The sequence below is a fragment of the Streptomyces sp. NBC_00667 genome, from assembly GCF_036226825.1.
Classification (GTDB): domain Bacteria; phylum Actinomycetota; class Actinomycetes; order Streptomycetales; family Streptomycetaceae; genus Streptomyces.
The window spans coordinates 6,834,665-6,860,150 of sequence record NZ_CP109022.1 but is presented as its reverse complement, the minus strand read 5'-3'; the positions used below and the strand labels follow the sequence as shown (position 1 = coordinate 6,860,150).

The 25,486-nt window shown below is 68.3% G+C and carries 25 protein-coding genes and 1 pseudogene; 10 read left to right on the top strand and 16 right to left on the bottom strand.

Annotation, left to right across the window (positions count from 1 at the left end):
* Nucleotides 1-187 precede the first annotated feature (187 nt).
* Nucleotides 188-679 (top strand): MarR family winged helix-turn-helix transcriptional regulator, encoded by a 492-nt coding sequence (locus tag OHA81_RS31060; protein ID WP_329201471.1) that lies wholly within the window; start codon nt 188-190, stop codon nt 677-679.
* Here the strand turns inward: OHA81_RS31060 and OHA81_RS31055 are convergent.
* Nucleotides 676-1,556, bottom strand: a protein-coding gene (locus tag OHA81_RS31055) for an IS5 family transposase (RefSeq protein ID WP_329201470.1) whose coding sequence is annotated in 2 segments (ribosomal slippage) — nt 676-1,220 and nt 1,220-1,556 — 882 coding nt in all. Because the reading frame shifts where the segments join, the coding sequence is not laid out codon by codon here. The two genes, OHA81_RS31060 and OHA81_RS31055, sit on opposite strands and share 4 nt — an antisense overlap.
* Nucleotides 1,557-1,593: 37 nt before the next feature.
* Entirely contained in the window at nt 1,594-1,863 is a 270-nt protein-coding gene (locus tag OHA81_RS31050; protein ID WP_329201468.1) for a hypothetical protein, read from the bottom strand.
* 419 nt (nt 1,864-2,282) lie between these two features.
* Here OHA81_RS31050 and OHA81_RS34685 point away from each other — a divergent pair.
* Nucleotides 2,283-2,379, top strand: a pseudogene (locus OHA81_RS34685) (IS5/IS1182 family transposase); the annotation flags it as partial.
* A gap of 288 nt (nt 2,380-2,667) precedes the next feature.
* Nucleotides 2,668-2,751 carry a DUF4334 domain-containing protein gene (locus OHA81_RS34680; protein ID WP_329375225.1) on the top strand — a complete coding sequence of 28 codons (84 nt, stop codon included), beginning with the start codon at nt 2,668-2,670 and terminating at the stop codon, nt 2,749-2,751.
* 144 nt (nt 2,752-2,895) lie between these two features.
* Here the strand turns inward: OHA81_RS34680 and OHA81_RS31040 are convergent, their stop codons facing one another.
* The 3 genes from OHA81_RS31040 to OHA81_RS31030 form a co-directional block, all read right to left on the bottom strand.
* A complete protein-coding gene (locus tag OHA81_RS31040) occupies nt 2,896-3,318 on the bottom strand; it encodes a pentapeptide repeat-containing protein (protein ID WP_329201466.1) in 423 nt (140 codons plus the stop codon).
* Nucleotides 3,319-3,425: 107 nt separating this feature from the next.
* Nucleotides 3,426-3,785, bottom strand: a complete 360-nt coding sequence (locus OHA81_RS31035) for a hypothetical protein (RefSeq protein ID WP_329201464.1) — start codon at nt 3,783-3,785, stop codon at nt 3,426-3,428.
* Nucleotides 3,755-4,039, bottom strand: a complete 285-nt coding sequence (locus OHA81_RS31030) for a hypothetical protein (protein WP_329201462.1) — start codon at nt 4,037-4,039, stop codon at nt 3,755-3,757. The genes OHA81_RS31035 and OHA81_RS31030 overlap by 31 nt, the downstream gene beginning before the upstream one ends.
* 297 nt (nt 4,040-4,336) lie before the next feature.
* On the opposite strand from OHA81_RS31030, the gene OHA81_RS31025 reads away from it, so the two are divergent.
* A complete protein-coding gene (locus tag OHA81_RS31025) occupies nt 4,337-4,678 on the top strand; it encodes a hypothetical protein (protein ID WP_329201461.1) in 342 nt (113 codons plus the stop codon).
* 620 nt (nt 4,679-5,298) lie between these two features.
* On the opposite strand, the gene OHA81_RS31020 is transcribed toward OHA81_RS31025, so the two are convergent.
* Nucleotides 5,299-5,874 (bottom strand): TetR/AcrR family transcriptional regulator, encoded by a 576-nt coding sequence (locus OHA81_RS31020; protein ID WP_329201460.1) that lies wholly within the window; start codon nt 5,872-5,874, stop codon nt 5,299-5,301.
* A gap of 126 nt (nt 5,875-6,000) precedes the next feature.
* Here OHA81_RS31020 and OHA81_RS31015 point away from each other — a divergent pair, with 126 nt between their 5' ends.
* Together OHA81_RS31015 and OHA81_RS31010 are read left to right on the top strand one after the other, a co-directional pair.
* A complete protein-coding gene (locus OHA81_RS31015) occupies nt 6,001-7,143 on the top strand; it encodes an FAD-dependent oxidoreductase (RefSeq protein WP_329201458.1) in 1,143 nt (380 codons plus the stop codon).
* Between the two features lie 277 nt (nt 7,144-7,420).
* On the top strand, nt 7,421-7,531 hold the full coding sequence (locus tag OHA81_RS31010) for a cupin domain-containing protein (protein WP_329201456.1): 111 nt from the start codon (nt 7,421-7,423) through the stop codon (nt 7,529-7,531).
* Between the two features lie 273 nt (nt 7,532-7,804).
* Here OHA81_RS31010 and OHA81_RS31005 read toward each other — a convergent pair whose 3' ends face one another.
* Together OHA81_RS31005 and OHA81_RS31000 are read right to left on the bottom strand one after the other, a co-directional pair.
* Nucleotides 7,805-8,566 carry a MerR family transcriptional regulator gene (locus OHA81_RS31005; RefSeq protein ID WP_329201454.1) on the bottom strand — a complete coding sequence of 254 codons (762 nt, stop codon included), beginning with the start codon at nt 8,564-8,566 and terminating at the stop codon, nt 7,805-7,807.
* Nucleotides 8,567-8,869: 303 nt separating this feature from the next.
* A complete protein-coding gene (locus tag OHA81_RS31000) occupies nt 8,870-9,625 on the bottom strand; it encodes a 2-phosphosulfolactate phosphatase (protein ID WP_329201452.1) in 756 nt (251 codons plus the stop codon).
* Between the two features lie 132 nt (nt 9,626-9,757).
* Between OHA81_RS31000 and OHA81_RS30995 the strand changes: the two genes are divergently transcribed.
* A complete protein-coding gene (locus OHA81_RS30995; RefSeq protein WP_329201451.1) occupies nt 9,758-10,327 on the top strand; it encodes a hypothetical protein in 570 nt (189 codons plus the stop codon).
* Nucleotides 10,328-10,713: 386 nt separating this feature from the next.
* On the opposite strand, the gene OHA81_RS30990 is transcribed toward OHA81_RS30995, so the two are convergent.
* The 5 genes from OHA81_RS30990 to OHA81_RS30970 all read right to left on the bottom strand — a co-directional run bounded on the left by OHA81_RS30990 (nt 10,714) and on the right by OHA81_RS30970 (nt 16,035).
* The gene (locus OHA81_RS30990) at nt 10,714-11,142 is read right to left on the bottom strand and encodes a hypothetical protein (protein ID WP_329201449.1); all 429 of its coding nucleotides are present in this window, start codon (nt 11,140-11,142) and stop codon (nt 10,714-10,716) included.
* A 178-nt stretch (nt 11,143-11,320) separates the two neighbouring features.
* Nucleotides 11,321-11,677: a hypothetical protein gene (locus OHA81_RS30985; protein WP_329201447.1), complete on the bottom strand. Its 357-nt coding sequence runs from the start codon at nt 11,675-11,677 to the stop codon at nt 11,321-11,323.
* Nucleotides 11,678-12,442: 765 nt separating this feature from the next.
* Nucleotides 12,443-13,159 (bottom strand): hypothetical protein, encoded by a 717-nt coding sequence (locus tag OHA81_RS30980; protein WP_329201446.1) that lies wholly within the window; start codon nt 13,157-13,159, stop codon nt 12,443-12,445.
* Between the two features lie 713 nt (nt 13,160-13,872).
* Nucleotides 13,873-14,697, bottom strand: coding sequence for an MBL fold metallo-hydrolase (locus OHA81_RS30975; protein ID WP_329201443.1), 825 nt, complete (start codon nt 14,695-14,697; stop codon nt 13,873-13,875).
* Between the two features lie 396 nt (nt 14,698-15,093).
* Nucleotides 15,094-16,035 (bottom strand): hypothetical protein, encoded by a 942-nt coding sequence (locus OHA81_RS30970; RefSeq protein ID WP_329201441.1) that lies wholly within the window; start codon nt 16,033-16,035, stop codon nt 15,094-15,096.
* A 525-nt stretch (nt 16,036-16,560) separates the two neighbouring features.
* Here OHA81_RS30970 and OHA81_RS30965 point away from each other — a divergent pair.
* A complete protein-coding gene (locus tag OHA81_RS30965) occupies nt 16,561-20,214 on the top strand; it encodes a CHAT domain-containing protein (RefSeq protein WP_329201439.1) in 3,654 nt (1,217 codons plus the stop codon).
* 175 nt (nt 20,215-20,389) lie between these two features.
* On the opposite strand, the gene OHA81_RS34675 is transcribed toward OHA81_RS30965, so the two are convergent.
* Nucleotides 20,390-20,920, bottom strand: coding sequence for a transposase (locus tag OHA81_RS34675; protein ID WP_443056805.1), 531 nt, complete (start codon nt 20,918-20,920; stop codon nt 20,390-20,392).
* A gap of 120 nt (nt 20,921-21,040) precedes the next feature.
* The gene (locus OHA81_RS30955) at nt 21,041-21,676 is read right to left on the bottom strand and encodes a VOC family protein (protein WP_329201437.1); all 636 of its coding nucleotides are present in this window, start codon (nt 21,674-21,676) and stop codon (nt 21,041-21,043) included.
* Between the two features lie 354 nt (nt 21,677-22,030).
* On the opposite strand from OHA81_RS30955, the gene OHA81_RS30950 reads away from it, so the two are divergent.
* The gene (locus OHA81_RS30950) at nt 22,031-22,669 is read left to right on the top strand and encodes a hypothetical protein (RefSeq protein WP_329201436.1); all 639 of its coding nucleotides are present in this window, start codon (nt 22,031-22,033) and stop codon (nt 22,667-22,669) included.
* Between the two features lie 335 nt (nt 22,670-23,004).
* Here the strand turns inward: OHA81_RS30950 and OHA81_RS30940 are convergent, their stop codons facing one another.
* The gene (locus OHA81_RS30940) at nt 23,005-23,796 is read right to left on the bottom strand and encodes a hypothetical protein (protein ID WP_329201434.1); all 792 of its coding nucleotides are present in this window, start codon (nt 23,794-23,796) and stop codon (nt 23,005-23,007) included.
* 848 nt (nt 23,797-24,644) lie between these two features.
* On the opposite strand from OHA81_RS30940, the gene OHA81_RS30935 reads away from it, so the two are divergent.
* Nucleotides 24,645-25,235 (top strand): GNAT family N-acetyltransferase, encoded by a 591-nt coding sequence (locus OHA81_RS30935; RefSeq protein WP_329201432.1) that lies wholly within the window; start codon nt 24,645-24,647, stop codon nt 25,233-25,235.
* Nucleotides 25,236-25,486: the final 251 nt, after the last annotated feature.

Sequence of the window (25,486 nt, the reverse complement as noted above, 5' to 3'; positions counted from 1 at the left end):
TTCGATACACGGCCGAGGGGCCTGTCTCTTTGGTCGGCACTGAGGCGATCCGAACTACGGGCGAGACGGGGTCAATTGGTAGCGATGGCGAACCCTCCGGTGCGCTCGGCCAGGCCGCGAAGTGCTGAGGCGGAGATCCAGCGTTCGACAGTGTCCACCTGCACGACGGGGGTGTAGCGTCGCGATCATGAAACCGTTAAGCGGCAGCACCACTGACCAGGCGCCGGCTGATCCCGCCGCCACAGACGACATGTTGGCCAGCCAGCCCATCGGCTATTGGGCCGGCCTCGTCAACGAGGCTGTGACGCGGCGTTTGCGTGATGCCATGGCCAGGATCGATGTAACCCAGCCGCAGTACTGGGTACTCAACCGAGTAGTCGGCGGCCCCACGGCACCCAGCCGTGAAGAGGTGGTCGCCCAGCTGACCCCCCTTGCGGGCGGGCAGCACGAGATCCCTCGGGTCATCGACCAGCTGCTGCACCGTGGTTGGCTGAGCATCGACGCCGGACAGGACCTGCACCTCACCGATTCCGGTGAGGCTGCCAGGGTTCGGCTGCGTGAGCTGGCCACGGAGCTGCGTGCCGAGGTCCATAAGGGCATCAGTGACGAGGAGTACGTGTCCGCGCTCAAGGTGCTGCGCACGATGATTGCCAACGTCGAGGGAGATGGGAGCTCCTAGCTACTTCGTTGCCGTTGGTCAGCTGCGGTCCGGATGAGGATGGCGGCGAGGTGGAGTGCGGCCTGGAAGGCAATGGCAAGCTTGTCAGTTCGCATGGCCAGGCCGCGTCGCTGCTTGAAGCGGTTGATGCACCGCTCGACGGTGTTCCGCTGCTTGTAGGTCTCCGCGTCGAAGGCCGGCGGTCGGCCACCGCGCTGCCCGCGCCGCACGCGGTGACCGATCTGGTCAGCATGCTGCGGGATGACTGCCCGGATGCCGCGAAGGCGGAGATACCCGCGGATCGCGCGGGAGTAGCAGGCCCGGTCCGCGAGGACTGCCGTGGGTCGCGTTCTGGGCCTTCCGCGACAGACCGAGGGACCCGGATTCGGGCCAATGGCGGCTTCGAAGGCGGGTGCATCCCCGGCCTGGCCTGCTGTCACGAAGAGGGCGAGGGGCCGGGCTCGGTCGCCGCTGGCCAGGTGGACTTTCGTGCTCAGGCCGCCACGGGAGCGTCCGAGCGCGTCGTCTGCGGACTCGGCCCGGCCGGCCGCCCCTTTTTCCCCGCACCTCCTGCGTGCTGGTGAGCCAGGCACACAGTGGAGTCCACCGATACGGTCCAGCCGGTGTCGTCGCCGGCATCCGCCGCAGAGAGGACCGCTCTGAAGATCCGTTGCCACGTGCCGTCGACTGCCCACCGGAGCAGGCCTTTGTGGGCTGTCTGGAACGAACCCAGTTCTTCAGGGGAGGTCGCAAGAGGCAAACAGGTGCGGTACTTCCATGCGATGACCTCAAGAGTGCGGCGGTGGTCGGCCCACCGGCGTCCACGGGCCGGATCTGCCGGCATTAACGGCTCGGTCCGAGCCCACATCACACCGGTGATTGCTAACCGGACAGACACATCCGACTAACTGACGAATGGATCAAAGAGAGACGGCCTAAGCGTGGAGTCCTCGGGCTGGGCAGAACCAGCCTGAGATGTTTCCGAAGAATGCGCAGCCCCACCACACCAGGACAGCCGGACCGATGTAGTAAGACGGCCACAGCAACCAGGCCACACCGTAGCCGGAGCCCACGGTGACGAGCAGCGGTACGCCCACGTACCAGCCGAGGCGCGCGCGGCGCAGAAGCCGTACCGTGCCCCAGCCGGCGAAGAACGCGGAGAGCGCGAACAAGGTCAACACGACGAGGCCCATCAGCGATTCCATGCCCGCGACGCTACTCGCCGGTAGAGACGACGTAGGCGGGAGGGTTCCCACACCGGAAGGCCCCTATAGTGGCCAGTCCGACAACGGGGGGGCCATGGGTGGAGTGTGGGAGCGGCGGCCGGCTGCGCGGAAGCTGGTACTCGCGGGGTTCTGGCTGACGCTGCTCGCCCTGACAGGCTGGTTCATGAGCGACATGGTCTCTGCTCACTGGCCGCAACGGCCCGTGTGGGACCTCGGCAGCGCGGCCCCCTGGGTCGCCTTCTGCGCACGAGGGATCGGCATAGGGTCCTCGATGGCAGCCAGCAGCTGTATGTTCATCGCCGCCGTCACGTTGGCCTGGGATCTCCTGTGCCAGACCAGGCGCGCGGTACGCAGAGCCGCTCAGCAGCGATGACCGCTTCAAACCCGGCTCGTCCACACGGGTCCGGCCAGATGCGGTCCTGGCGGACCGCGCGTATTCATCCAGCGCGGTCCGGATGCATCTCCGCCGACGCGGGATCCGGGCTGTCGTACCCCGGCAATCCGGCCAGGTCGTTCACCGGCCGGGCGAGGCCGCGCCGGAGGCTGCCGACCGGCCTTTAACGCCGAGGCGTACAAACAGTGCAACACGGTCGAACGATGCATTAATAAGTCCAAACAGTGGCGCGGTTCTGGCCATGCGAACGAACAAGCTCAGTCCACCGCGGCTCGCTCGTCACGGAAACCCTTTGCTGGCGCAAGAACTTCCACCCGGCGCAGAAAGTGAAACCCGTCGTCCCGCACGGCCTCGAAGGAATTGAATTCCCGAACGAAATCACTGCAGCCATGGTCTACGACCGCCTACCGGTGATGGACCACTTCAAGAGGGTGACGACGAAACACTCATGGGAATCATGGGCGAGGCAATGACATCGTTCTCGACCGGCGACGCCACCTCTACTTCTCCGTGAAGCGGCGGTAGCGCGGCGATGATCACTGCTGATCCCTAGATGCTCGATCCAAGGGGCCGCCTGATGTGGCGAGGCGGGTCCATGTGCCTCGGGCATCGGCCGGTTACCCCGTGATGGGCCAGCCGATGACCTGGTCAAGCTGAAGGTCGCGGAGCACGGCGTTGTCCAGTTTGATGCCGGTCGCATTGGTCAGCCCCTGAGGCGGGTTGCCGGTGAGGACCTGACCCAATCGCGCGCCGGTCAGGTCGGCCGCCCGGAGATCAGCGCCGGTCAGATCACACCCCGCCCAGGAGACTCCTCGCAGGGAGGCGCCGCTCAGGTTAATCCGGCGAAGATCGCACAGCTTGAAGCGGCAGCCGTCCAGGGTGGCTTGCCGCAGATCAGCCCCGCGAAACGAGCACCGCGTGAACCACAACTGCTGCAAGTTCACCGATACGAGATCATCGCCGTCGAAGGACTCCCGATGGAGAGCCGCATACCGACGGCGGGATGCGAGGTCTTGCTTTGCCGTCACCGCTCTGGCCATGGCGGACATCGTGCCAGCCCTGGGAGACCGCCGTCGTCTGGTGCGCGCCGGCGGCGCCGGCCGGCCCAGAAGGCTGTACGGGAGCAGAACGCACGGCGCTCCAGTCCTCAGCTGTCCCCACTCCCCCGGTCGGGCGTAGGCCATGGCGTGGCGGACCACCCCGCCCGCCGGCCCTGACGCGGGGGCGCGCCCCGCAGACCGGCAGGCCGGGCCGGCGTCGCCCCCAGCCCGCCCGACACCGACCGGAACCGCTCGATCACCCGCACCTGGCCGAGCACCACCAACGGCGCCGTCCCCGGCGCGCTCAGCCGGCCCGCCGACTCCCCGGACTCCCCCTCCGTCAGGGCGACCAGCTCGTCGGCGTCCGCCTCGTTGGACCAACCGGACAACCGGTCCTCCAGCGAGTCGCTGTCGCCTTGCCTCGGGTGGTGACGGGTCAGCGGCGATTCTCTTTCGCGGCCGTGCATGCCTTCTGCGCAACGGCCTCGGAGAAGCCGTTGCCCTGCATCTCTTGCACGCACTCCTCCTGAGTGAAGCTCCCCTCTCCTGTGGCACCACAGATGATCAAGCCCTCACTCGCATCGCCGCTCTCACCGCTTGCCTCCAGCACCCGCAGGCAAGCAAGCTCATTGGCGTGGGCGGCAGGGGCGGTCAGAGCAACGCCACCCATGGCCAGAGCGACTGACGCGACAGCAGACAGAACACGAACACGGATGATCACGACTTGCTCCTTCGACCATCAGACAACGTTTGTCGACGTCGATCCTTCCCGGGCGCAGCGCACCAGCCAGTCGGCAGACCCCCTGATTCACCAAGACGGCCGGTAGGCGCTTCGCGCCCCGCCCGCTCCCGCCTCCGGCAATGCCAGCGCTTGTCGTTGATGCCGATCCCGAATCTTCCTCAGAGCTACTCTTCGCCCGTTCACGGAGTGAACCAACTGGGTAACGCGGGGAGCGAGAGAGGCCGGCGGCGTGGTTGCTCTTCGACGGGTGTCAGAGCCGTGGGGGATGATCGGGCCATGCTGCGAGCGAGAGACGAGCACGGTCATCAGGTGAGGAATCCGGGGCCCACGGCCTTGAGCCGGATGGTGGCGAACCTCAGGCGGGGCAACGCCTTCATGATGGTCGAGCGACTCGATGCTGAGGTGTCCGGCGATTGGTATGTGCAGGTGTGCCTGAGGGATGACAACACCTATCAGCTGGAGTTCCGTGAGGGGACGGCGGCAGAGCACTACCAGACGCGGACGATCTCCCAGGAAAAGGTGATCGTTGCCCTGAACGGCTGGGCCAAGGGGCGCCCGGACTGGAAGGACACCTTCATGTGGAACAACATCGGGGCCTCGCTCGAGAACGCTGACTGACCCTGTCCTCGCCTGCGGGCGCCAAGGCCAGTGACGTGTGGTCGCTCAGCTGCGACACATGGGGATGACGTCGGGACTTGCTGCGGGGATGGCGGGCCGCGCGGCCTCGGGGGTGGCGAGAAGCGCCACGATGGTGACGGTTTTGTCGCAGTGCAGGCAGTCGCGGGGAGCTGCGCACGGCGACGACCGGCGGTACCGGCCAACGGCCCAGCACCCGGAGCCAGCGCAGGCTGCCCTGGCTTGCCCGAGCTCACCGGCATTCGTCTGCGGATCGACGGTTCCACGGTGATGCGGAGGGGGCTGTGTGACGTGCGGCAGGCGTGCGGGGAGGCCGGCGCGCGCTCCGGCCTACGGGGAGCCGTCCCGTGGACGGGCTGCGGGCGGGAACGCCTGCCCCTCAACGACAGCCGGCAGGCGGTTGGTCAAGGACCAGCGCAACCTTTTCGACCTCGGCGGCGACCTCCGCCAGGGACCCGAACGGCACCTTCCGCCCGGACATGGACAAGCGCCTCGACCTGGGGCCGGCCGCCGCCGTGCCCCGCCCCCGCACCCCGGCGGACACTGTTGCGAAGGCAGCCGCAGCCGCGCGAGGGCGCTGAGCCCCTGCCCGAAGTGCTCCGCTATGGGGCGTCCCAGCCGTGCTCGAGGAGAGTGAACGCGGTGTCCACGGCGTACTCGGCGTTGTCGGTGCGATGGGCGAACGCCGAGGTTTCCAGGGCGAAGTGGGCGAGGGCGGCGCACCGGAAGTCGTTGGGGCTGCTGCCGGCGGCCTCGGCGATGGCGCGGGCGAGTGCGTCTTGGTGGCGCATCCACATGCGGTGCGCGTACTGACTCAGGGCGGGCGTGTCGGCCACGAGGCGGACGAAGGCGGCGAACCGTGTGTCGGGGTCGCCGGTACCGATGCGGACCTGCTTGATGTGCGCGCACAGCGCCTGGGGGATGCTGCGCCCTTCCGGCCGGTCGCGGACGGCGGCGACGAGGGCGGCCTCCTGCTCGGTGTCCTCGTCGAAGACCAGGGCTTCTTTGGTGGGGAAGTACTTGAGCAGCGTGGTGGTCGACACGTCCACGGCGTCCGCGATGTCGCGGATGGTGACGTCGTCGTAGCCGTGCTCGAGAAACAGGGTCAGGGCGGTGTCGGCCAGCGCCTGGCGGGTTGCGGCCTTCTTCCGTTCACGGCGTCCAACGGGTGCACTCATACCCGCATCATACAGAACCAGATACAACCAAGAAAGTTATGTCGTTGCACTTTTTGCATGAGTGTGTTTTTTTTAGTTCTGCAGACCGACGAGGCAACGCCCGGCCCTGACCCAAGGAGAACGACCATGAACGCTCCCGCCCCCCGCATCGCCATCATCGGAGCCGGCCCCGGCGGACTGACCTGCGCCCGCATCCTCCAGCAGCACGGCATCCCGGCCACCGTCCACGAACTCGACGCCTCCCGCACCGCACGCAACCAGGGCGGCACCCTCGACATGCACTCCGACACCGGCCAGCACGCCCTGCACAGGGCCGGACTGTGGGACGCCTTCACCGCGCTCTCGCGCCCAGAAGGCGAGCAGATGCGTCTGGTCAGCCGCAACGGTCAGACCGTCTTCGACGCCGCACCGCCCCAGGACGGCCAAGGCAATCCCGAGATCGACCGCGGACAGCTCCGCGACCTCCTCCTGGACTCCCTCACCCCCGGCACCGTGCGCTGGGGCCGCAAGCTCACCCATGCCGAGCCGCTCAGCGACGGCACCCACCGCCTGCACTTCGCCGACGGCTCCACCGTCGACACCGATCTCGTCGTGGGCGCAGACGGCGCCTGGTCCAGAACCCGCCGCCTGCTGTCCGACGCGACGCCCCACTACACCGGCGTCACCTTCGTCGAGACCGGCTTCGACGACGCCGACCGCCGCCACCCGGAGCTCGCCGCCCTCACCGGCAACGGCACCATGATGGCCCTCGACAACAACCAGGGCTTCGTCGCCCAGCGCAACAGCAGCGGCCACATCCGTACCTACGTCGGCCTGCGTACCGACGAGGACTGGCACCAGCGGCGCGGCCTCGACCTGGACGACGGCCATGCCGTCCGCGAAGCGTTGCTAAAGGAATTCGCCGGCTGGAGCGACGATCTGCTCGGCTTCATCACCGACACCGACACCGGCTACATCAACCGGCCCCTGTACGCCCTGCCCGTCCCGCACACCTGGACCCCCACCCCGGGCATAACCCTCGTCGGCGACGCCGCCCATCTGATGTCCCCGTTCTCCGGCATGGGCGCCAACCTCGCCATGCGCGACGGCGCCGACCTCGCCTCTGCCCTCATCGAGCACCCCACCATCGACGACGCGATCACCGCCTACGAGGACATCCTCCTGCCCCGGTCCATCGAAGCCGCCCAAGGAGCGGCCGAAGGCATCGACAGCGCCTTCGCCCCCGACAGCGCCAACCAGACCCTCGCCCACATGACCCAGAGCCGCTGACCAACACCGCCCAGAGCCGGAGCACCACCACGCGACGCCCCCTCTACCCGACCGAGGGTGTTTCATTGGTGGTCGCTCGTTCGACCATCTGGCAGTCCCTCGACGCACCACTCGACTCACTCGGCGTGGCCCGGGTCACCCGAGTCTTCTCGGAGAAGATCTCCACCCGCGCCACGAAGCGCCCCGGACTGGAGGCCGCCGTGAAGCGCGCCGACGAGATCCGCTCTTCCGGCGTCGCCGTCACCCTACGGACGCCGTCCTGGACCAAGATCCACCTATGGGTGCGACCTCTCCTCCTCCCCTGGTGCAGCACCTCGGACTGGAGCCGCACGCCGAGGGCGGCTGGTTCCGGCGGACCTGGCAGACCTGGCAGACCTGGCAGACCTGACCGTAAGCCAACCCGGGCAAGCGCGGCGGGCCACGCCCCTACGCGCCCGGCATCTCCTACCTCCTCCACCCCGGCATGTCCGTCGCCGACAGCGGGAGGTTGCGGCGGTCCCCTGCGCTGCCGCAGCCTCCCGCCTGTCAAGCGAACGTGGGTGTGGTCGTCAACGACGACTGCCATGCCCTCTGGAACATGAAGAATCCGCGCTGAACACCGCGCCCAGGAACCAACGAGTGCCGCGTCAGGAGTCTGCAGCCTCCTGACGAAGCTCGCACATCAGCTCAGGCGGGTGTCGGCGTAGGCGACCATCGCGTCGCGCTGGTAGGCGGCCAGGCCCTCGGCGATCTTGTCGAAGTTCTGGCGGAACTGCGGGTCGTCGACGTACGTCTGAGCCAGTCCCTTGTAAGCCGTCGCGTTCGGAGTCCAGAACCGGCACACGCCCTGGTAGTGGGCGTCGATCTCCGCCTGCACCGCGGGATCGGCCACCGGTGTTCCGGCCGCCATGAACTCCGCGATGCGGACCATCTGCGCCGTCACCTCACGCTGCCACTGCTCCATGTCCTCGGCGGTCAGCGTCTCGATGACCTGCCGGGACTGCTCCCACGCCTGCGGCCACCGCTCGCGCGCCTCGTCCGACTGGCGTGTGCCGTCGAAGCCTTCGAACAGGTTCTCCGGCCTGTTGATCTTCGTCATGCCGCTTTTGCTCCTTGTTTCCTCAAGCTCGGCGATGGTGCGGCCGACGGTGCGGACCAGTGTGTCCAAGCGGTCCCGTTCGACGATGAGCCGCAGGTGGTGCGCCCGCAGCGCCTCCACCCGGTCGACCTGCTCGGCCAGCACCGCCCCGATCTCCACCAGCCCCAGGCCCAGCTCCCGCATCACGAGGATCTGCTGCAACCGCAGCAACTCGCCTTCCTCGTAGTAGCGGTAGCCGTTGCTCCCCACCCATGCCGGAGGCAACAGGCCCACCTCGTCGTAATGGCGCAGCGTCCGCGACGTCACACCCGACATCCGGGCCACTTCCGCGATCGACCAGGCCATCACCGACTCCCATCCCGACCGGACCCTCCGGCCACACATGACCGTAGAAGTTGACGCAACGGCAAAGTCAACCTGCCCAACCGAGCAGGGGACATTGCCTCGACTTCTCCCACCGCAGGACGAAAGCTGCCTCGTCCAGGCACTTCACACTGTTCGCGGTGGAACGGCTCGAGAGGTGGCAGCGGGCCACGAGTCGTGGGCGTATGCGTTGGGGAGCCGTTCGTTCTCCTCGTTCAGCTTCCGGTTGGCGTCCCGCAGCCGGGTCACCACCAGGTCACACGAGGCGGCGGTGCGAGCCCGTTGTCACTGGGCGACGGTGAACGCCCCTTCGGTGAGGACGGGAACTGCGGTGCAGGCGTCCAGTTCGGTGGCGACAACGACGTCCTCGGCAAATCCCCCGCCGATGAGCTCCCGCCCGGATGAACTGGCGGCCACTGCGGCACTGATGTCCAGTGTCGCCCGGAAGCCGGCCGCTGCCAGCGCGGCTTCCGGTGAGAGCATGCCGCTGAGCTGTTCATCCAGTGTCGCGATGATGGCGCCCGCGCCGAGCAGGTCCTCCATGGCGGGCCGCAGAGTCCCGTCGGGCCACCGCTCGCCAGAGGCGATCACCGCGACGGGTCGGTCGGCGGTCCCGTAGCCCTGGCGGACGAGCCAGTGGCCCACAGCCGTCGCGTTGCGAAGAGCCCCGGCGACCACACGTGCCTCGCCGGCCGAGGCAGCGATGGCGGAGCCGTTGGGTGAGGGAAGGACCAAGCGGGGGGTGAAGGGGGCACGTCGTAGTGCCGCAGGAGACAGCGACCAGGGTGATGACGTGGTGGCCATCCGGCGTCCGACTGCCAGGGCCGCGTCTTTTTGGTCGGCGAACGCGGAAGCAGTCGCATCACGCCAGCGATAGGGGAATACGCGTGTCCCGGACTCCGCCGCTACCGTCACAGAGGTGGTGAATGACAGCACATCGACGACTACGATGCAGGCGGCATCTGCTGCCAGCCGGTCCGCGCCTGTGGGACCCCACTCAAATCGAACCCCATAGCCTGTCTGCAGATCCCAGTCGTCCATGACCGACGATCATGCCAGAGGCCCGGGTGCCGGGCTTCGGCATCACCTGCCTGCTTGATGCGGCAGACCGTCGTGTGCCGGTCTGCCGGGCGTGGACTCCGCGCCTGGCAGTGTGCCGCGTACGGTCAGCGAATGCGTGATCAGCGAAACCAAGATCAAGATGTCGGCACGCCAGAGCACCGGCAGGCCACGCTGCCCGCTGAGATCACCGACGCGGCCGCAGGGGCTGAAGCGGTGGTGTTCGTGTGCGCCACATGCAGCGTCCCCCTGACGGGGCCCCTCACACGGCTGCCCGAAGTGCCCGAGGCTCCCTACTACGCGTGGTGGGACGCCGATGAGCCGGGTCCGTCGCCGGCGACCGTGCCGTCAGGCTGCTACGCGGTCGAGACGGAGCCGTACGGTGGGCCCTTGGTGGTCGCTCAGGCGCCCGGGCCGGTGATGCCACGCCACGGAGGCCACTGGAACGTGGAGGGGAAACCCTTGGTGTCGCAGGGCCCACGAGGCAACATCGTCATCAACCCGGACGACGCCCGCGGCCTGGAGCTGCAGCATGCATCTCCCGCCTGCTGCGGAGCGACCCCAGACGGCGGAATGAACCAGCTGTGCGCCTGCGGAACCCTCGTCGCGACCCTCTGCTCCGACTGCTGCCTGCCGTACGAACTCCATCTCTCAGCCGAGCACGTCCGCGCGGTTCGCCCCTGAGTTTGGGCCCGGGCGGGTGCCGCGAGAGAGGCGAGGATGTCGTAGGCGAGTGCGAGGGCGAAGTCAGCCGCCCGAGGTGGGATGCACCGTGATGCGCCCGTCGTGCGGGGCGTGGGAGCCGGGTCTACGCGGACACGAACCACGTCGTGATGGGGGTCCGGACCACGGCGACCGGTGGCAGGATCGGACAGTGCCACTGGAAGGAAGCGGTGGGTGGTCGTGACCCGGCCCGCATGTGGGAGCCGCCCTGCTGACCTTGGGCGACCGGATGCCCGAGCTGCCGGCACTGCTGGCCTGGGTGGTCAAGCGGGCCGAACCGGCAGGCTGGGTACGGTCACCCCGCCCGAGCCGGCAGACCCAAGCGGTAGGCCCTCGACCTGTCCCCGTCAGAGGGCCAGGCTGACAACCCAGTAGTCGTACTCCTCGGCGGTGACGCCGCAGATGTGGCCGCCGGGCAAGGAGCGGGCGATGAATTCGATTCGCCCCTGGTCATCGAGGAGGCGGGATACGTCGGCCGTGCCGGTCAAGCGCACACGGACCCAGCCGACCGCGGCACTGCCGGTCACTACCGCCGTGAGGAGGAACGTCCCGTCTTCGCCGATGACACCGCCTGGACGGGCGTGGTCGAGCCACAACTGGTGGGCCCCTCCGAGCTCCCCATTCAAGGGAAGGGTTGCACTGGGCTCCACGCCGAAGCCTGCCATCGCGCGCCATGCGGTGTCGACCGATGGACCGGGATTGTTGCCCTGGACGGCGTCCACCTCGAGGCCACTGCTCCGAATGAGCTTGATGAGATTGTCCTCGTTTGCGGGCACTCATTTCTCCTCGTAAATGAAGTGGCGGTTCGGCTGACAGGTGGCGGGCGGTCTCGGGGGCGCAGTTCCGGAAGCAGTTGTAGGGCAGACCACCGCTACGAGCGCATGGCCGAACACGCCCTCGCCTTTGTCGGTAGAGCCGCAACGCTCGTCGACTACCGCCGATTGGCGACCCAACTCAAGGCCTGAGCCGATCCTGCTGCACGTCGAAGCACACCAGCCCCATGGAGTCAGCCACAGCCGCCGCGTAGGCCGACGCTTTCTCGGCCATGCTCCACCGCATGGGGAAGTAGATCAACGGACCTCTGGCTTCGCCGATCAGCGGGCCGGTCGACCAGGGCGACGTGTCCTCATCGTCCTCCGTGATGTCACACCACCGCTCAAGCAGCGCGGCGACGTAGGCAGCAATGCGTTCGGACGGGGGCTCGTCCAACTCAGCGTCGATGTAGAGGTCGTACAGCTCGTTGAAGATCCGGCCGGCGGTCATGTCATCCGCCGGTCTCTCACCTTCCCAGACAGCCAGGTCGTAACTCATGCCCGGAGACTTGCACACCCCGCTGACAACCCCTGCTGGGCGTGAGCCAAATGAAACGGTCTAAATCGGCTTGCCAGCTCCGCCATAGCACCACACCCCCACCGACCACCGCCTACGGCCAAGCCTCCGGGGAACTGACCAGCACCAACACATCCCACTGACAACCCGTCACCACCCACACCCGCTGACATCGAACCAGCGCATCGCGCCCGATAGAGACAGCTTGCACGCTCCACTGCGGGTGGCACGGCGACGGCCTGGCCCGCGTCCTCGTGCGCAGCACGGGGACGCGGCAAGCCGGGGCCGCGACCAGCGATCGTGGAGAAGGGCGGCGGCTTCGGCGAAATCGGCATGCGCGAGTTCGAAGGATCGTGCCGCGACGAGGAACATCGACCGGTCGATCAGGGCGCGGGCGAGGCGTGCGGGGTTGTCGGGCAGGCGGCGGGCGAGCGTCACACCGCCGTCGAAGTAAGGCGTGAACTTCTCTTCGAACAGGTAGGGGGTGGTCGCCTTCTCGGACTGCCGCGCGTATGGCGATCCGGCGTTGGACGTCGGCCAGCTCGGGCAGTAGGTCGGCCTCGCGCAGCCTCGCCGCCTCCGCTTCGAGGCCCGGCAGCATGCCGAGGAAACCGTCCCACACGCCGCGCGACCATCCGAGCTGCGTGCCGAACGGCGGCATCGGGGACTCGGGGCTCGCGGCGGGTTCGGCTGCCCGCCCGGACAGGACGAAGAGCGTCCTCCACCACTCGAGGATGCCACTCCAATTCATCGGCTCACCGTGGTCGCGAGCTCCTCCAGCACGCTCTGCGCCTCTCGCCGGGCGGCCGCAGCACCCGCCCGATCCCCGACGCTCTCCCGCATCCGGGAGAAGTGCACCAACTCCCAGGTGAGTATCGCCAGAGCAGTGCTCTGTTCGGCTACCTCCCGCCGGGTCTCCTCAAGGAGCTCACGGAAGACGGCCGATGCGGCGTCGTGCAGCCCGGCGCCCTCCAGGTTCGCCGCCCACCGCACTGCGGTCCAGAAGGAGCGCCCTGGGATCCCGTCCCGGGCGGCCTCCTCGTCGAGCTTCGCGGCCTCCCAGAAGCTTCCCTCCTCCGCCAGAACTCTCACCAGAGGCTCACGTTGACCGGCCTCGGCGAGCTCCTCACAGATCGCGCGTCCTTCCGCCCGGCGCCCGAGGACGAACAAGGAAGCCTGGTAGGCGTCCAAGGCCCGGCGCAACCGCTCCTCCCGCTTCGGGGTCCCGACCTCTACCCTGCGAGCGGCGCGGGAGGCCTCCGCGGTCAGCGCGACGTTCACTTTCGGATCCCGGCTCTCATAGCGCAGCGCGAGCAGGGCATCGACCAACTTCGGCAGGTAAGCCTTCGGACTCACTTCGGCCAGAACCCGGTACGCGCCGACCAGTTCGGCCCGACTCGGCCGGCCGGACCCCAGCAGCAGCACCCGGGCCCGAAGCACCGCGTCGTGATCGATCGTCACCATTCCCCCTGTCTCCGGACAACGCACGAAGGAGATTCTGAGAGACAGGTAACGGACCGGACAAGCCTCGCGAACTGTGCGTTCCGTCCTACGAAAAACGGCCCTGACCTGTCATGATGGACATGCATTCACCCTGGACCCCACGAGCGGCGAGCCGCACCGAACGCCTCCCTCACCCACGGCCACGACCACGGCCACCGCAAGATCCACCTGAGCCGTAACGGGACGAGGCTGGTGGGGACGGGGCAGCGGTACGGCGGAGCCGTCAGGCCGCTCGAACTGCCAGCACTCGGGCGCGGCGGTCGCGCTTGACCACCGGACAGCGCAGGATGCGTACACAAAGGGGTCCGCCGACGTGGGTCCGAAACCGGGCCAGATGTCGACGACGTCCTACTCCTCCACGGCCCGAACTTCACACCACGGTCGGGGCACCGCCGAGGTGATCGCGACCCCCTGCCGGCCGTCGGACGCCATCACCGTCGACGCGTACGCCGTTCGGCACATGGGCCGGGGGCCATGCGCTGCGCTGCACCGCACACGCCGTGAATCACTATCCGCTCCTCCCCATGCGCACCGAGAGGACGTGTGGGTCTGGTTCAGCTCGGCCGAACCATCACCCTTGCCGATCCAGCCCCAGCCGACGCCTCTTGCGACTGATCGATTCGCCGCGTGCCCGGGGAGGTGCCGGCTCACCTGCCCGGGCCCGCGGCGGCTCGTCAGGCGTGGACGTGGAAGTCGATGCTGAGGGGAAGCAGGAAATCTGCCTGCTCGTGGTCGGGGTAGCGGCGGATCATTTCGGCCGTGGCCTCTTCCCGGCCAGTGGCGGCTTCGGTGACATTGAGGAAGTCGCGCAGGTAGCGGCGGATCTCCTCGTAGCGGGCCGTGCCGCCTTGCGGGCCGTGGCCCGGGTGGACGATCACGTGGGTGCCGTAGCGCTCCAGTAGGGTGTCCAGCGCCGCCAGCCAGGACTGGATCTTGTCCCTGGTGACCTGGGGTCCCTCCCATGCGTGAACGCCCGAGTAGACCAGGTCGCTCGTGAATACCGCGTTGGCACTGGGGACGTGCACCACGGTGGTGTGGTCGGCTTCCGCAGCGGGCCAGTCGGTATCCAGACGTACGACCGCTCCCTGGGCGAGTGTCAGTTCCGTGCGGTCCGCGACCTGAATGATGCCGTAGTCGAAGCCGTCGGGATTGGCGGTGCTGCGCGCCTTCATGGTGGGTTCGGCGTCCAGCCAGCCGACGGACTCCATCCAGGCGGTGAAGCCGGTGATGTCGTCGGCGATCTCCCGGGACGCAACGAGTAGAGGCGTGTCCGGGAAGCGTTCGGCGAAGGTGCGGAGTCCGATGTAGTGGTCGGGGTGGCCGTGGGTGACGACCACCGCGAGGAGCTGCTTACCGGAGGCGGCCACCTCGTCGGCCAGCTCGGCGGCTTCCGCGCTGCTGCGCAGGACGTCGATGACGATGAGGCTGGTGTCATCGGCCACCAGCCAGCTGTTCACACTCGCTGTCGGCGCGGCGAACCTGGTCACGGACACGGACACGGGTTTCTCCTATAGGAGTAAAACGGGGCGAAAACGGCACAACGCATTGTGTCGTATCCGGGTGCGCGGCTTGGGGAGCCCTGGCGGCGCGGCAGGTCCGCCAGGTGAGCCGTAGTGGCTGTGCTCAAGACCCCCGTTGCCCCGGCGGCCAGCAGGTGACGGACACGCGGGCGCCTACCGTTGACTTCCCCGTAACCCGAAACGAGTGGCCCTGCCCCGCGCAGGACGGCGCCCTATCCCCTATCCGAAGACGCCCGAGGTGATGGGCCAGAATTACCCACCGTCGCCGGGAACCCGGACGCCTGGACCGCCTGCCTCCAGAGCGCCCGACTGACCGCCCTCACCCTTGAGCGGGCAAGGCGATCCTGCCGCGCTCCACCTCGATCGCCCGCGTGGTCACCGGACCGGAGAGCTGGACGACGAGGGACGCGGGGGCGGGCTGGGTTTCACATGGTGCGCGAGGGCGGCGCCGGACTCCCGCAGGAGGGGCCCGGTGGGTTCCAAACCCAGCTGGCCAGCGAGATCGCGGGCGCAGAGGCGAACGGTGGCCTCCAGCAGTGTGGCGTACGTGTCGGCTGCTACACGGGTACGGTGCCAGCCCGCAATGGCCAGAACGGCCGAGATGGCAGTGGCGGGCCACCACCACACGGCAAGGAGCAGGTACAGCAGGGACCATGCGGACAAGGTGCTCGCGCGGCTCAGTGCCTGACGGGCGTCTGAGATCTCCGTTCGGACCGTCTCGGGTGCGGTCAGCCACAAATGCGGCCACAGCGTTGCCAGATCAAGGTGGTAGTCACGCTGCACACGGACAGCAACGGCATGGACGCGGTCTCCGCTCCAGGTCGGACGGCGAGGGGGTTCCGGGGAGATACGGGTCATCGCCACCCGCGCGGCATGCCGGGCGGCGGGATCGACGCGGCCGGCGACGGCCTCATCCATGTGTCGGTGCCAGGCCTCGGCGAGTGGGATCCAGCGCTGATGTCGATGTTCGGTGATCCGCTGCACGAGGCGACGGATCGGGCGGGGCCAGGTGTGCCAGTCGGAGGCAAGGTGAAGGGTTTCGACCACTGAGCCGATCGCTTGCGCGACCAGTCCGACGGTTGCGGCGCCCGTCAGCACAGCGGCCAGGAGTACTACTTGGCCACCGGCGGTCCGGGCAGTCGGTGCGTCAGCCCATTCGGTGATTTGGCTGGTCAACCGGCTCAGGCCGAAAGGGTGCCTGTGACCGAGAGTGGTGGCGACCGTGGCAAGAGCCATGTACAGGGCCCCGGGGAGCACGAGCAGCGAGACCCAGCGTTCGGCCAGTTTCTTGCCGAGCTCCTCCAGCAAGCCACCCATCGGTTACCTCAGCTCCCGGCGCAAGGTTGCATCGCTGACGGCACAGTGGGGCACGGGAGCAGGCCCCTGGGGCCACCAATACCGTGTACACCGTGCGGTCGGACACAGATAGATCGGCTCGGGCGAGCACTCACGGTCGATGCCCACCGCACGGACGCCTCGATCTGCTGTACGCCCGTTGTCACCGTAGGCATAAAGGCCCTGGACGTCCCCGAGAGCCTGCAAGACTGCATGGAGCACGTCGACTGCGTCCGAGACGTCGTCGCCGCGGCGTGCCGCGGTCAGCAGATCCTGGACGACCGTGTCACTTCCGGCGCGGCTGTTGCGCAGCCGGGCACTGATGCCTTCGGCATTCGCACACACGATCGCCAGCCTGTGTGCAGCTTCGTCATGCTGAGTCATGAGCCCCCCCGGTCCGACAAGTCCCCGCACTCTTGCCCGTCCGAATACGAGGTTATACAACACGACCCCCTCACGTACGGGAATGTGTTAATAACTCAGTGTCACTCAGCATCGGGGGGTAAGGTGCGCGATGAACAGCTGGCTGCGCTGCGGGCGCGGCTGCGCCGGATCAACGGCCGACGTGATCTGGCCGTGGTGCTGGACCCCGAAGCGGTCCGCCAGGCGCGCAGCCTGGAGCCCTACGGCGAGCGGGGCGATCTGGAAGTCCTCCGCCTTCTCGGCTGGTTCCACCTGTACCGCGCACAGGCGCTACCGGACAGCGTCCACGGCATCTTCGCGATGAAGTCTGCACTCGACGCGTTCGGTGCGTGCTTTAGGGCTGCCGTCTCCGGTCTGCCCGAAGTATTGCTTCCCCTTCTCGCCGATGAGGCCGACCGCACCGCGACCGCCATGTTGGAGCACGCACTGGCCCACCCGGACTCCGGCAGGCTTGCGACCACGGTGGATCTGTGGCAGCGCATCCTGGGAGCTACTCCGGCCGAGCACCCCGAGCGGGCCAGTCGGTTGGCCCGACTGGGGACGGCGAAGGCTGTCCTGTTCGACCTGACCGGCAGTTTGGAAGACCTGAATGACGCCGTCACCGTGCTGCAGGAAGCGGTGGCCACCGCCCAACCGCACGACCCTCAGTACGCGGGGATACTGTCGCATCTCGGCCTGGGGCTGTTCCTGCGGTCCGAGCGAACCGGTGACCCGGACGACCTGAATTCTGCCATCGGCCACTTTCGGAAGGCGTTACGTGCCTTCCCCGCCGACTTCTCGGACCGCTCGGGAACCTTGTCCAATCTGGCGGGCGCGCTGGTGAGGAGATACGAACGGACCAGTGCGCCAAAAGATCTGAACGAAGCTATCGCCTTGGGCCATGAGGCGGTTGCCGCCAGCCAGCCCCGCCATGCCGACCGGGCAGGGCGGCTGTCGAACCTCGGGACAGCGTTGATGATCCGGTTCGCACGGACGGGCGCGCTGGAGGACCTGAACACTGCCATCGATCACTTCCACGAGGCGTACAGCATTCCGGTCGACGCTCCTTTCGATCACGCCGGCATGGTGCTTAACCTCGGTTGCGCACTCCTGCAGCGGTTTCACCGCAAGGGTGGGCCGGAGGACCTCAATACCGCCATCGATCACATCAAGGAAGCGGTGGAGACCGTACCTCCGGGCTATCGCCACCGGGCAGGATGGTTGTCCATCCTCGGCGGCGCTCTGGGTGACCGGTTCGAACTGACCGGTGCGCTCGAGGACCTGGACGACGCCATCGCATTTGGACGTCAGGCAGTGGCCGCGACCCCGGCCGACCACCCAGACCGTGCCTCGTGGTCGTCCAACCTGGCCGCGGCGCTGCGGCACCGGTTCGACCGGACCGGAGCCGAGGCCGACCTGGAGGCCGCCATCGACGCAGGTCAGCAGGCGGTGGACGGGCTACCCCTCCATAACGCGGCTCGGGGGAGGGCGCTGGCCAACCTCGGGGGTGCGCTGTTGAGGAGGTACGAGCGAAACGGATCTCTGAGGGACTTGGACCTCGTGATCGACCACTTCAGCAGAGCCGTGGACGAGACCCTGCACGACCATGACGACTACGCGAGGTGGCTGTCCAACCTGGGGACCGCACTACGAAGCCGATCCGAGCGGACTGGTGCCGAGGCGGACTTGGAAGCGGCCGTCGCGGTCGGCCGGAAGGCGGTGGCGACAGCACCACTCGATCACCCAGAACGCGGAAGGACGCTGTCCAACCTCGCACTCGCCCTGTTCAGTCGGTTCCGGCGAACCAAAGACCGGGCGGACCTGGATGCCGCCATTCTGGGCTTCCGCCAGGCGGTATCAGCCGTTCCCGACAGTCGGCCCGAGCGCGCGAGCTTTCTATGCAATCTCGCAGTCGCGCTCGGCGAGAGATTCATACGCGGGAGCGCTGCCGCGGATCTGGACGAGGCAGTGCGGTGCCAACTGGAGGCGGCGGCCGCAGAATCGGCAGCTCCTTCGGTCCGCGTCCGAGCAGCGTGGACGGCGGCTGCGCTGCTGTTTGAGTCCGGTGATGTGACGCGGGCTGCGGAGGCAGCGGAAGAAGCCGTGCTGTTGCTCTCGCAAGTGACCCCTCGTCGCCTCGAGCGCAGTGACCAGCAGTACGCGATCGGCGCCTTCGCCGGACTGGCGACCACGGCCGCCGCGTTGGCGCTTACCGCCCCGGGTGGAACCGCTTCCGGGCGGGCTGGGCGGGCTCTACGGTTGCTTGAGGCGGGCAGGGCGGTACTGATCGGCCAAGCGCTGGACACCAGGAGTGATCTCACCGATCTGCGCCAGCACCACCCGGAGCTGGCACGCCGGTTCACGCTGTTGCGCGAGCGGCTTGATGCTCCCACGGATTCCATGACTTTCGTCGAGGGGGGCGGTGGCCCTGCGGTCCAGCACGACCCTGAGGCACGGCACCGTCGTCGGCTCGTGGACGAGTTCGCCTCTCTCCTGGCTGAAATACGCAGTCTGAAGGGCTTCTCTTCCTTCGCGTCACCACCCACCATCGAAGAGCTCCTTTCCGAGGCCTCCCATGGTCCGGTGGTGATTTTCAACGTCAGTGCCTTCCGCAGTGACGCCCTGCTGCTCACCAGTGCGGGCATCACCAGTGTGGAACTACCGCTCCTCACTGAGGACAAGCTCTTCGATCAGATCACCGGCTTGCAGCGAACCCGGCAGGCAGCGTCGGCCGGGTCGGACCAGACGGAACGAGAGCAGGCTCAGGCACACCTCGTCGACATGCTCCAGTGGCTGTGGGATGTGGCCGCCGGGCCGGTGTTGGAAGCCTTGGGATATGCCGACTCCCCTTCAACAAGTCGTCGGCGGGAGGGCCAGGACGAGGAGTGGCCGCGGGTGTGGTGGATCCCCGGCGGCCTGTTGGGACAGCTGCCCCTCCACGCCGCCGGCTATCACACCGACCCTGCCGAGGGCGCACCAATGCGTACCGTCATGGACCGGGTCGTCTCCTCTTACACGCCGAGCGTGCGCACTCTGCGATACGCCCGTGAACGTGCGCACGCCCGTGCCGCCCAATCGGCACAGGCCACACGCAGCTTGATCGTGGCGATGCCGACCACGCCAGGTCTTCCGGACGAAGGGCGCCTTGATTTCGTCGCGAAGGAAGTGACCAAAGTCTGGCCTCACTTACCGCATCCTCTACTCCTGAAGGAGCCTGGGACCACCGAGGGAACCGCCGAGCCAACGCCGCTCATCCCCACCAGCGTCAACGTGCTTACGTGCCTTCCGGACTGTACGTTCGCTCATTTCGCATGCCATGGTGACAGCGACTCGGTCGACCCGTCGAAGAGCCTGCTCCTGCTCCACGACCACCGGGAAGCCCCGCTCACCGTGGCCACTCTGGCCGCAACCGTGCTCGATCGGGCCGGACTGGCCTACTTGTCCGCCTGCCGCACCGCGGCCGTCGACCACCTCCAGCTCCTCGATGAGGCCATCCATCTCACCTCCGCGTTCCAGCTCGCCGGCTTTCCCCATGTCATCGGAACGCTTTGGGAAATCGACGACCAGGTGGCTGTCACCATCGCTGATGACTTCTATACCAGCCTGCGGGTCGGTTCCGGACGCATGGACCCCGAACGCGCAGCGCGCGCCCTTCACGAGGCCGTACGCCGGGTACGCGACGGTCACGACCTGCCGCCGCCCTTCGACCGGAGAGGAGCGCCCCTGCTCTGGGCCGCCTATCTTCATGCGGGCGCGTGAACCCCGAGCCGCTCGCCGCTGTATCGGGCGACGCACCGCTTCCGGACAGGACGGCCAGGCCTCGGTCGGCCAGGGGGGAACCAGTGTCGCCCGCTCCGGGTTATCGCCGCGAACGCCTCGCCCACATCGCGGTTGCAGCCATGCGCTCTTTCGCGACTCGGTTCTGTCTTCTTGGTCAGCGCCGCGTCTGAGGATGCCCGCGAGGTGGAGTGCGGCCTAGTAAGCGGTCGCGAGCTTGTCGGTTCGTGTGGCCAGGCCGCGCCACTGTTTGAGGCGGTTGATGCGCGATCGACGGCGTTCCGCTGCTTGTAGGCCTCCGCGTCGAAGGCGGGGGCGGACGGCCGCCGAGCCGGCCTCGCCGCAGGCGGTGGCCGCCTTGGCCGGAGGGCTGCGGGATGACCGCACGGATGCCCCGACGGCGCAGGTGGTTGCGGATGGCGCGGGAAGAATACGCGCGGTCGGCCAGGACAGAGAGGGTCCGTGGCCTGCCCGGCCCGCTTCGAGGCACGCGAATGCGGGACATCACCGTCTCGAAGGCGGGTACATGACCTGCTTGGCCTGTGGTGACAGTGAAGGCCAGAGGACGTGCGCGGCCGTCTGCGCCAAGTTGGCCTTGGTGCTCAGCCCGCCGCCGGAGCATCCGAGCCCGCGATCGGCGGGCTCGCGGAAATGGACCGCCAGCTGCCCGGATGACCGCGGAGTCCACCGAGACCGTCCAGTCGATGTCGTCGTCGACGTCCGCCGCCAGGGCGAGCTGGTGCGGTACTTCCACGCGACGGCCTCAAGAGTGCGGCGGTGCTCGGCCCATCGCGCAGTCGGGCCCTGGTCAGATCGTGACCGGACCGTGGGCGGTGGCGAACTCGACCGAGACCAGGCCCGGCTCCTCATCCTCGACCCAGGTGACGTCGATCTGGTCGAGGGGGTGGTCGGCCGGTTCGCCGAGGAATTCGGCGATGGAGGCGGCGTCGCCGGCGATGGAGACCCCGTGGATGGTGGTGGAGGTGCGCGGGTCAGCGCTCGGGCGTTCCTCGACGGGGACCAACCATTGAAGGAAATAGGGCAGTTGCGGGTCCTCCAGCAGTTCCAGCAGGCCGATCTGCTTCCACCGCAGGTCGAAGCCGTCGGGGCGGACACGGTGTCCCTCGGCCGAGGTGCGGCCAAGGCGGGCCTCGACTGGGGCGATGTCGTCGACGGAGACCACCCAACCGAGCCAGCCGCCGCCCTCGGCGGCGCGGCGCGCGACCGCCCGGCCGAAGGGTGCGCGGTCGGCGGCGGGGTGGTCGAGTGTGGTGACGACCTCGACGTAGGTGCCGCCGCTCAGCGGGAGAATGAAATTGCGGGTGCCGAATCGCGGATGCACGCCCCCGTCGACGAACCCGGCGCCGAGGGCCGATCCGATCCACTGGACGGTCGAGACGAAGCTGTCGCGGGCCACCGCATAGGACACGTGATCAAGTCGCACTGCGGCATCATCACCCCACAACCCGCACAGATCCCGACGCCACGCCCGCCGCCCGGGCCACGTCCCCCGTGGATTCAGCCGTGGAGCGGATCGATCATCGTCATCCCGGCAGGGGGAGGCCCGGTTGAAGCCAGGCAGCAGCGCTGCTGCCGTACGATTCGATCCGCATGCAGCACCGTGCGCAGAGCACTTCCAAGAGCCAGGCTCTGGTTGCAAAAGCGGCTCGCGTGCCCCACCCTGCGGCCCTCTCCAGCGTCCCCGGACACCGAAGTCCCGCTCACGCGTAGGGCTCTCACACGTCACAGACCGGTCACAGTCACCTCACAGCCGCACACGCCCCGCGAGCATGACCGGATGCGCACACACCACGCCATCGCCCTGCTCACCGCGGCCGCAGCCCTCACCCTCACCGCATGCCAAGGCGACCTTCCCAGCATTGCCCCCACCTCGGCGGCGCCCACAGCGACCACGCCGGCTGCGTCAGCCCCGGCGGCCGCGCCCCCGGCGAAGGGCAAGACCGCCACCCTCCCCAACCTCGTCGGTAAGGGCCTCCAGACCGCACAAGACGAGGCGCAGGCCAGCGGGTTCTACGCCCTCAAATCCCACGACAGCCTCGGCCGGGACCGAATGCAGGTCCTCGACCGCGACTGGAAGGTGTGCAGCCAATCCCCGGCCGGTGGCGTGGCCATGGAGACCAGCACCACCATCGATCTGGGCGCCGTGAAGCTCGAAGAGACCTGTCCTGCCGGCGACGTCGCTGCGCCCAAGCCGGCCGGCAGCACGATGCCGAACTTCGTCGGGCAGGGCATGAAGGCCGTACGCGGGGCGCTCCCGTCGAACGCCTCCATCACCGTCAAGGACGCCTTGCAGGGCCGCATGGTGCTCCAGGAGTCGAACTGGAAGGTGTGCACACAGGCTCCGTCCGCCGGGACCGCGCTGTCCGGGCAGCCCGTCAGCTTCACCGTGGCCAAGACCGAAGAGACTTGTCCCTGACCCATGTACGAGGCGGTGAGCGGGAGGGGAGGAAACCAGCGCTCCCGCCCGTTCACAGCCGAGGACCGCGACACCCTTCGTGCACTGCACGCCGACGTGCCTCGGTAGCGGCGATCTCTTCCTCTGTCGCACCCATGGCACCGGGCAACCGCTCGCGCAGGGTCCGCTCCAACAGCTCCAGGTCCGCCGAGAGGTCCGGCGCCGTCCCGGGTGCCGGTCCGGGCAGGGGGCGCCGGGGCTCGGGTTCCACGCATCCGATCGTCCATGCGCAGACCGCATGCGGAGCAGGACCCGTCGGGCGGCTCAGCATCGGATCGCTCCGGAGTCCCGACGGCTCAGCGGTCCGGGTCGATGCCCGACGACACGGACTTCACGCGGGCGACCTGGACCACCGCTGCGTGCTCCACGTTGCTGCGCGCGATGTCGTCCGCGTGGATATGGACGAGGACGTCGGCGACGACGGTGCCGATGCGCATGACGACGTGGTTGACGTCGCCGTCCCGGAACGCTTCGGTCGCGTCGGCGCCGGAGTCCACCGTCAGCGGCTTCGCCGGTACGCCGTCCTCCGCGCTCGACTTCCGCCGCTGCTCCGCGAGGCCCTTCATCGCCGTACCCGCCTGCGCCTCCGTCTCGAAGGTGAAGAGGGTGAACTCATATCGCGTTTTGTCCGCGTTGCCCCGGGCCTCCATCTCCTTCTTACCGGCGGCCTGGACCCCGGCACACTGCGTCTTCGTCTCCTCGGAGCAGGCGCTGCGCGCTGCCCCGTCCTGGACCAGGACGGGATCACCGTCGACGAAGACGTCGCCGATGTTCCTCTCGGTCGGGAGCGCGTAGTACAGCCCCGTCGCATCCACCCAGACCGGGGGCATCCTCGGTGTGATGGGCTGCTGGGTCGCGGCGGGGGCGGAGGACCGCTCACCGCCCTCGGCGGGCGAGTCCGACGCCTTCTTCCCCGTGGTCGGGGCACCCGCGGTCGCGCTGCCCTTCGCCGCACCGCCAGACGCGGAACCGCCCGTAACGGCGCCGCTCGTTGCCGCCTTCCCCGTCTGGGCGCTCCCGCCCTCGCACGCCGTCAGCGACAGCGTCAGCGCCACCGCGACTGCGGTCCCCCGTGCAACAGCCTTCACAAGAACTCCTCCGCCGGTCGTCGCGACCGGGTCACAACCCAGAAATTTTCATGATCACCCAACATCATCAGCCGTTGATCACCAAACCCGTAGCCAGGGCCGTCCCCCGGAACGCCGGGCAACCGAGCACACGTTGCCCCCGTACGGGCAGCGGGGCGACAGCGGGGACGTCGGCGTGGGGTCAGGGCAGGAGGTGCCGGCAGGCGTGGTTCGACGGGCTCGACCAGCTGGAGCGGGGCCATCTCGCTGAGACCGGCCGGGCCGGCCTCGTAGGCCAGTGCCTCGCATCGACGGCCCTCAAGACCAACCCGGTCATCGACTCGGTCTCCGCGAACGGCGATGCCTTACGCCCAGACGCCGTGCGGACGCCGCTCGACGGGCCGAGGACGACCAGCTCCCACTGGTCACGACAACGCGCGACCTGCGCATCTCTCACCAGATGACAGTGGGCAGATGACGAGGCGGTGACGGGCGCAGACAGGCCGGATTGTTCACGAGTTTCCGGTTCCGGCACGGATCTTGGGGTGCGATTGCGGAGAGTCACGCGCCACCGCCACGTCCATGCCGCGCAAGGCGGGCAACGAGTCCATGTGCAGTCCAGGAGGAAGGCGAAGTGCTGGGATGGAAGCTGCCGCCAGGGCGGTTGAGGCGAGTTCAGCCCCGGCCGCCGAGGCTGGTCGGCATCCCGAAGGTGCGCCGGTACGGCCGCCGTTCGCTCGCCATGCCGGCACGGTACTGCGGGCTCACAGCCCGTACGGCGTGTCCGGCGTCACCGGGACGTACGCGCCCCCGGCCGTCCGGATAAAACGGATGGGCGCGGGCGATCCTGACGCGGCAGGATGCTCCACATGACCTTGCCCACCCCCGAGCTGCACACCGCCCGCCTGCGACTGCGGCCGTTCACCGACGCCGACGCGGCGCCGCTCTACGCGCTGCACAGCAGCGCCAACGTGCTGCGCTACTGGGACTCCCCACCGTGGACCGAACCGGCCCGCGCCCAGCGCTTCATCACGACCTGCCGGACGATCGAGGAGGAAGGCACGGGAGCGCGGGTGGCCGTCGACCGCGTCCGCGACGGCGCCTTTATCGGTTGGTGCGGCCTGACCAGCTGGAACCCGGACTTCCGCAGCGCGTCCCTGGGCTACGTCTTCGATGCCGCCGCCTGGGGCCACGGCTATGCCACGGAGACCGCGCACGCCGTCCTGCGGTGGGCGTTCGATACCCTCGACCTGAATCGCGTCCAAGCCGAGACCGACACCCGCAACCTGGCGTCCGCCCGGGTCCTGGAGAAGCTCGGCTTCGTCCACGAAGGCACCCTCCGCGAGGACTGCGTCGTCAACGGCGACGTCTCCGACTCCTGGGTCTTCGGCCTCCTCCGCCGCGAGTGGCACCCGACGGCCACGCCGATGGCCGGCCGCTGGGACCGCGTTGAGCGGTAAGGCGTGAACACCCCGTCCCGTCTTCCCGGGCGGCCCGCGCGTGACGGCCCTGAACTCGCCCGGACGCAGGGCCGTCTCCGCTTCCCCACCACCCGCACGCCGTGGCAGACGGCTTCAGAGCCTCGGTTCTCAGCCGGCCACAACGCCGGCTGCTTCGCCGACGCCGGCGCGGGGACGGCTTCGTCCGCGCCATGTCGCGCCCTGCATGGACGGCCATGGGGAGCCGCGTGAAAGCGGGCAGCCGGCGAACG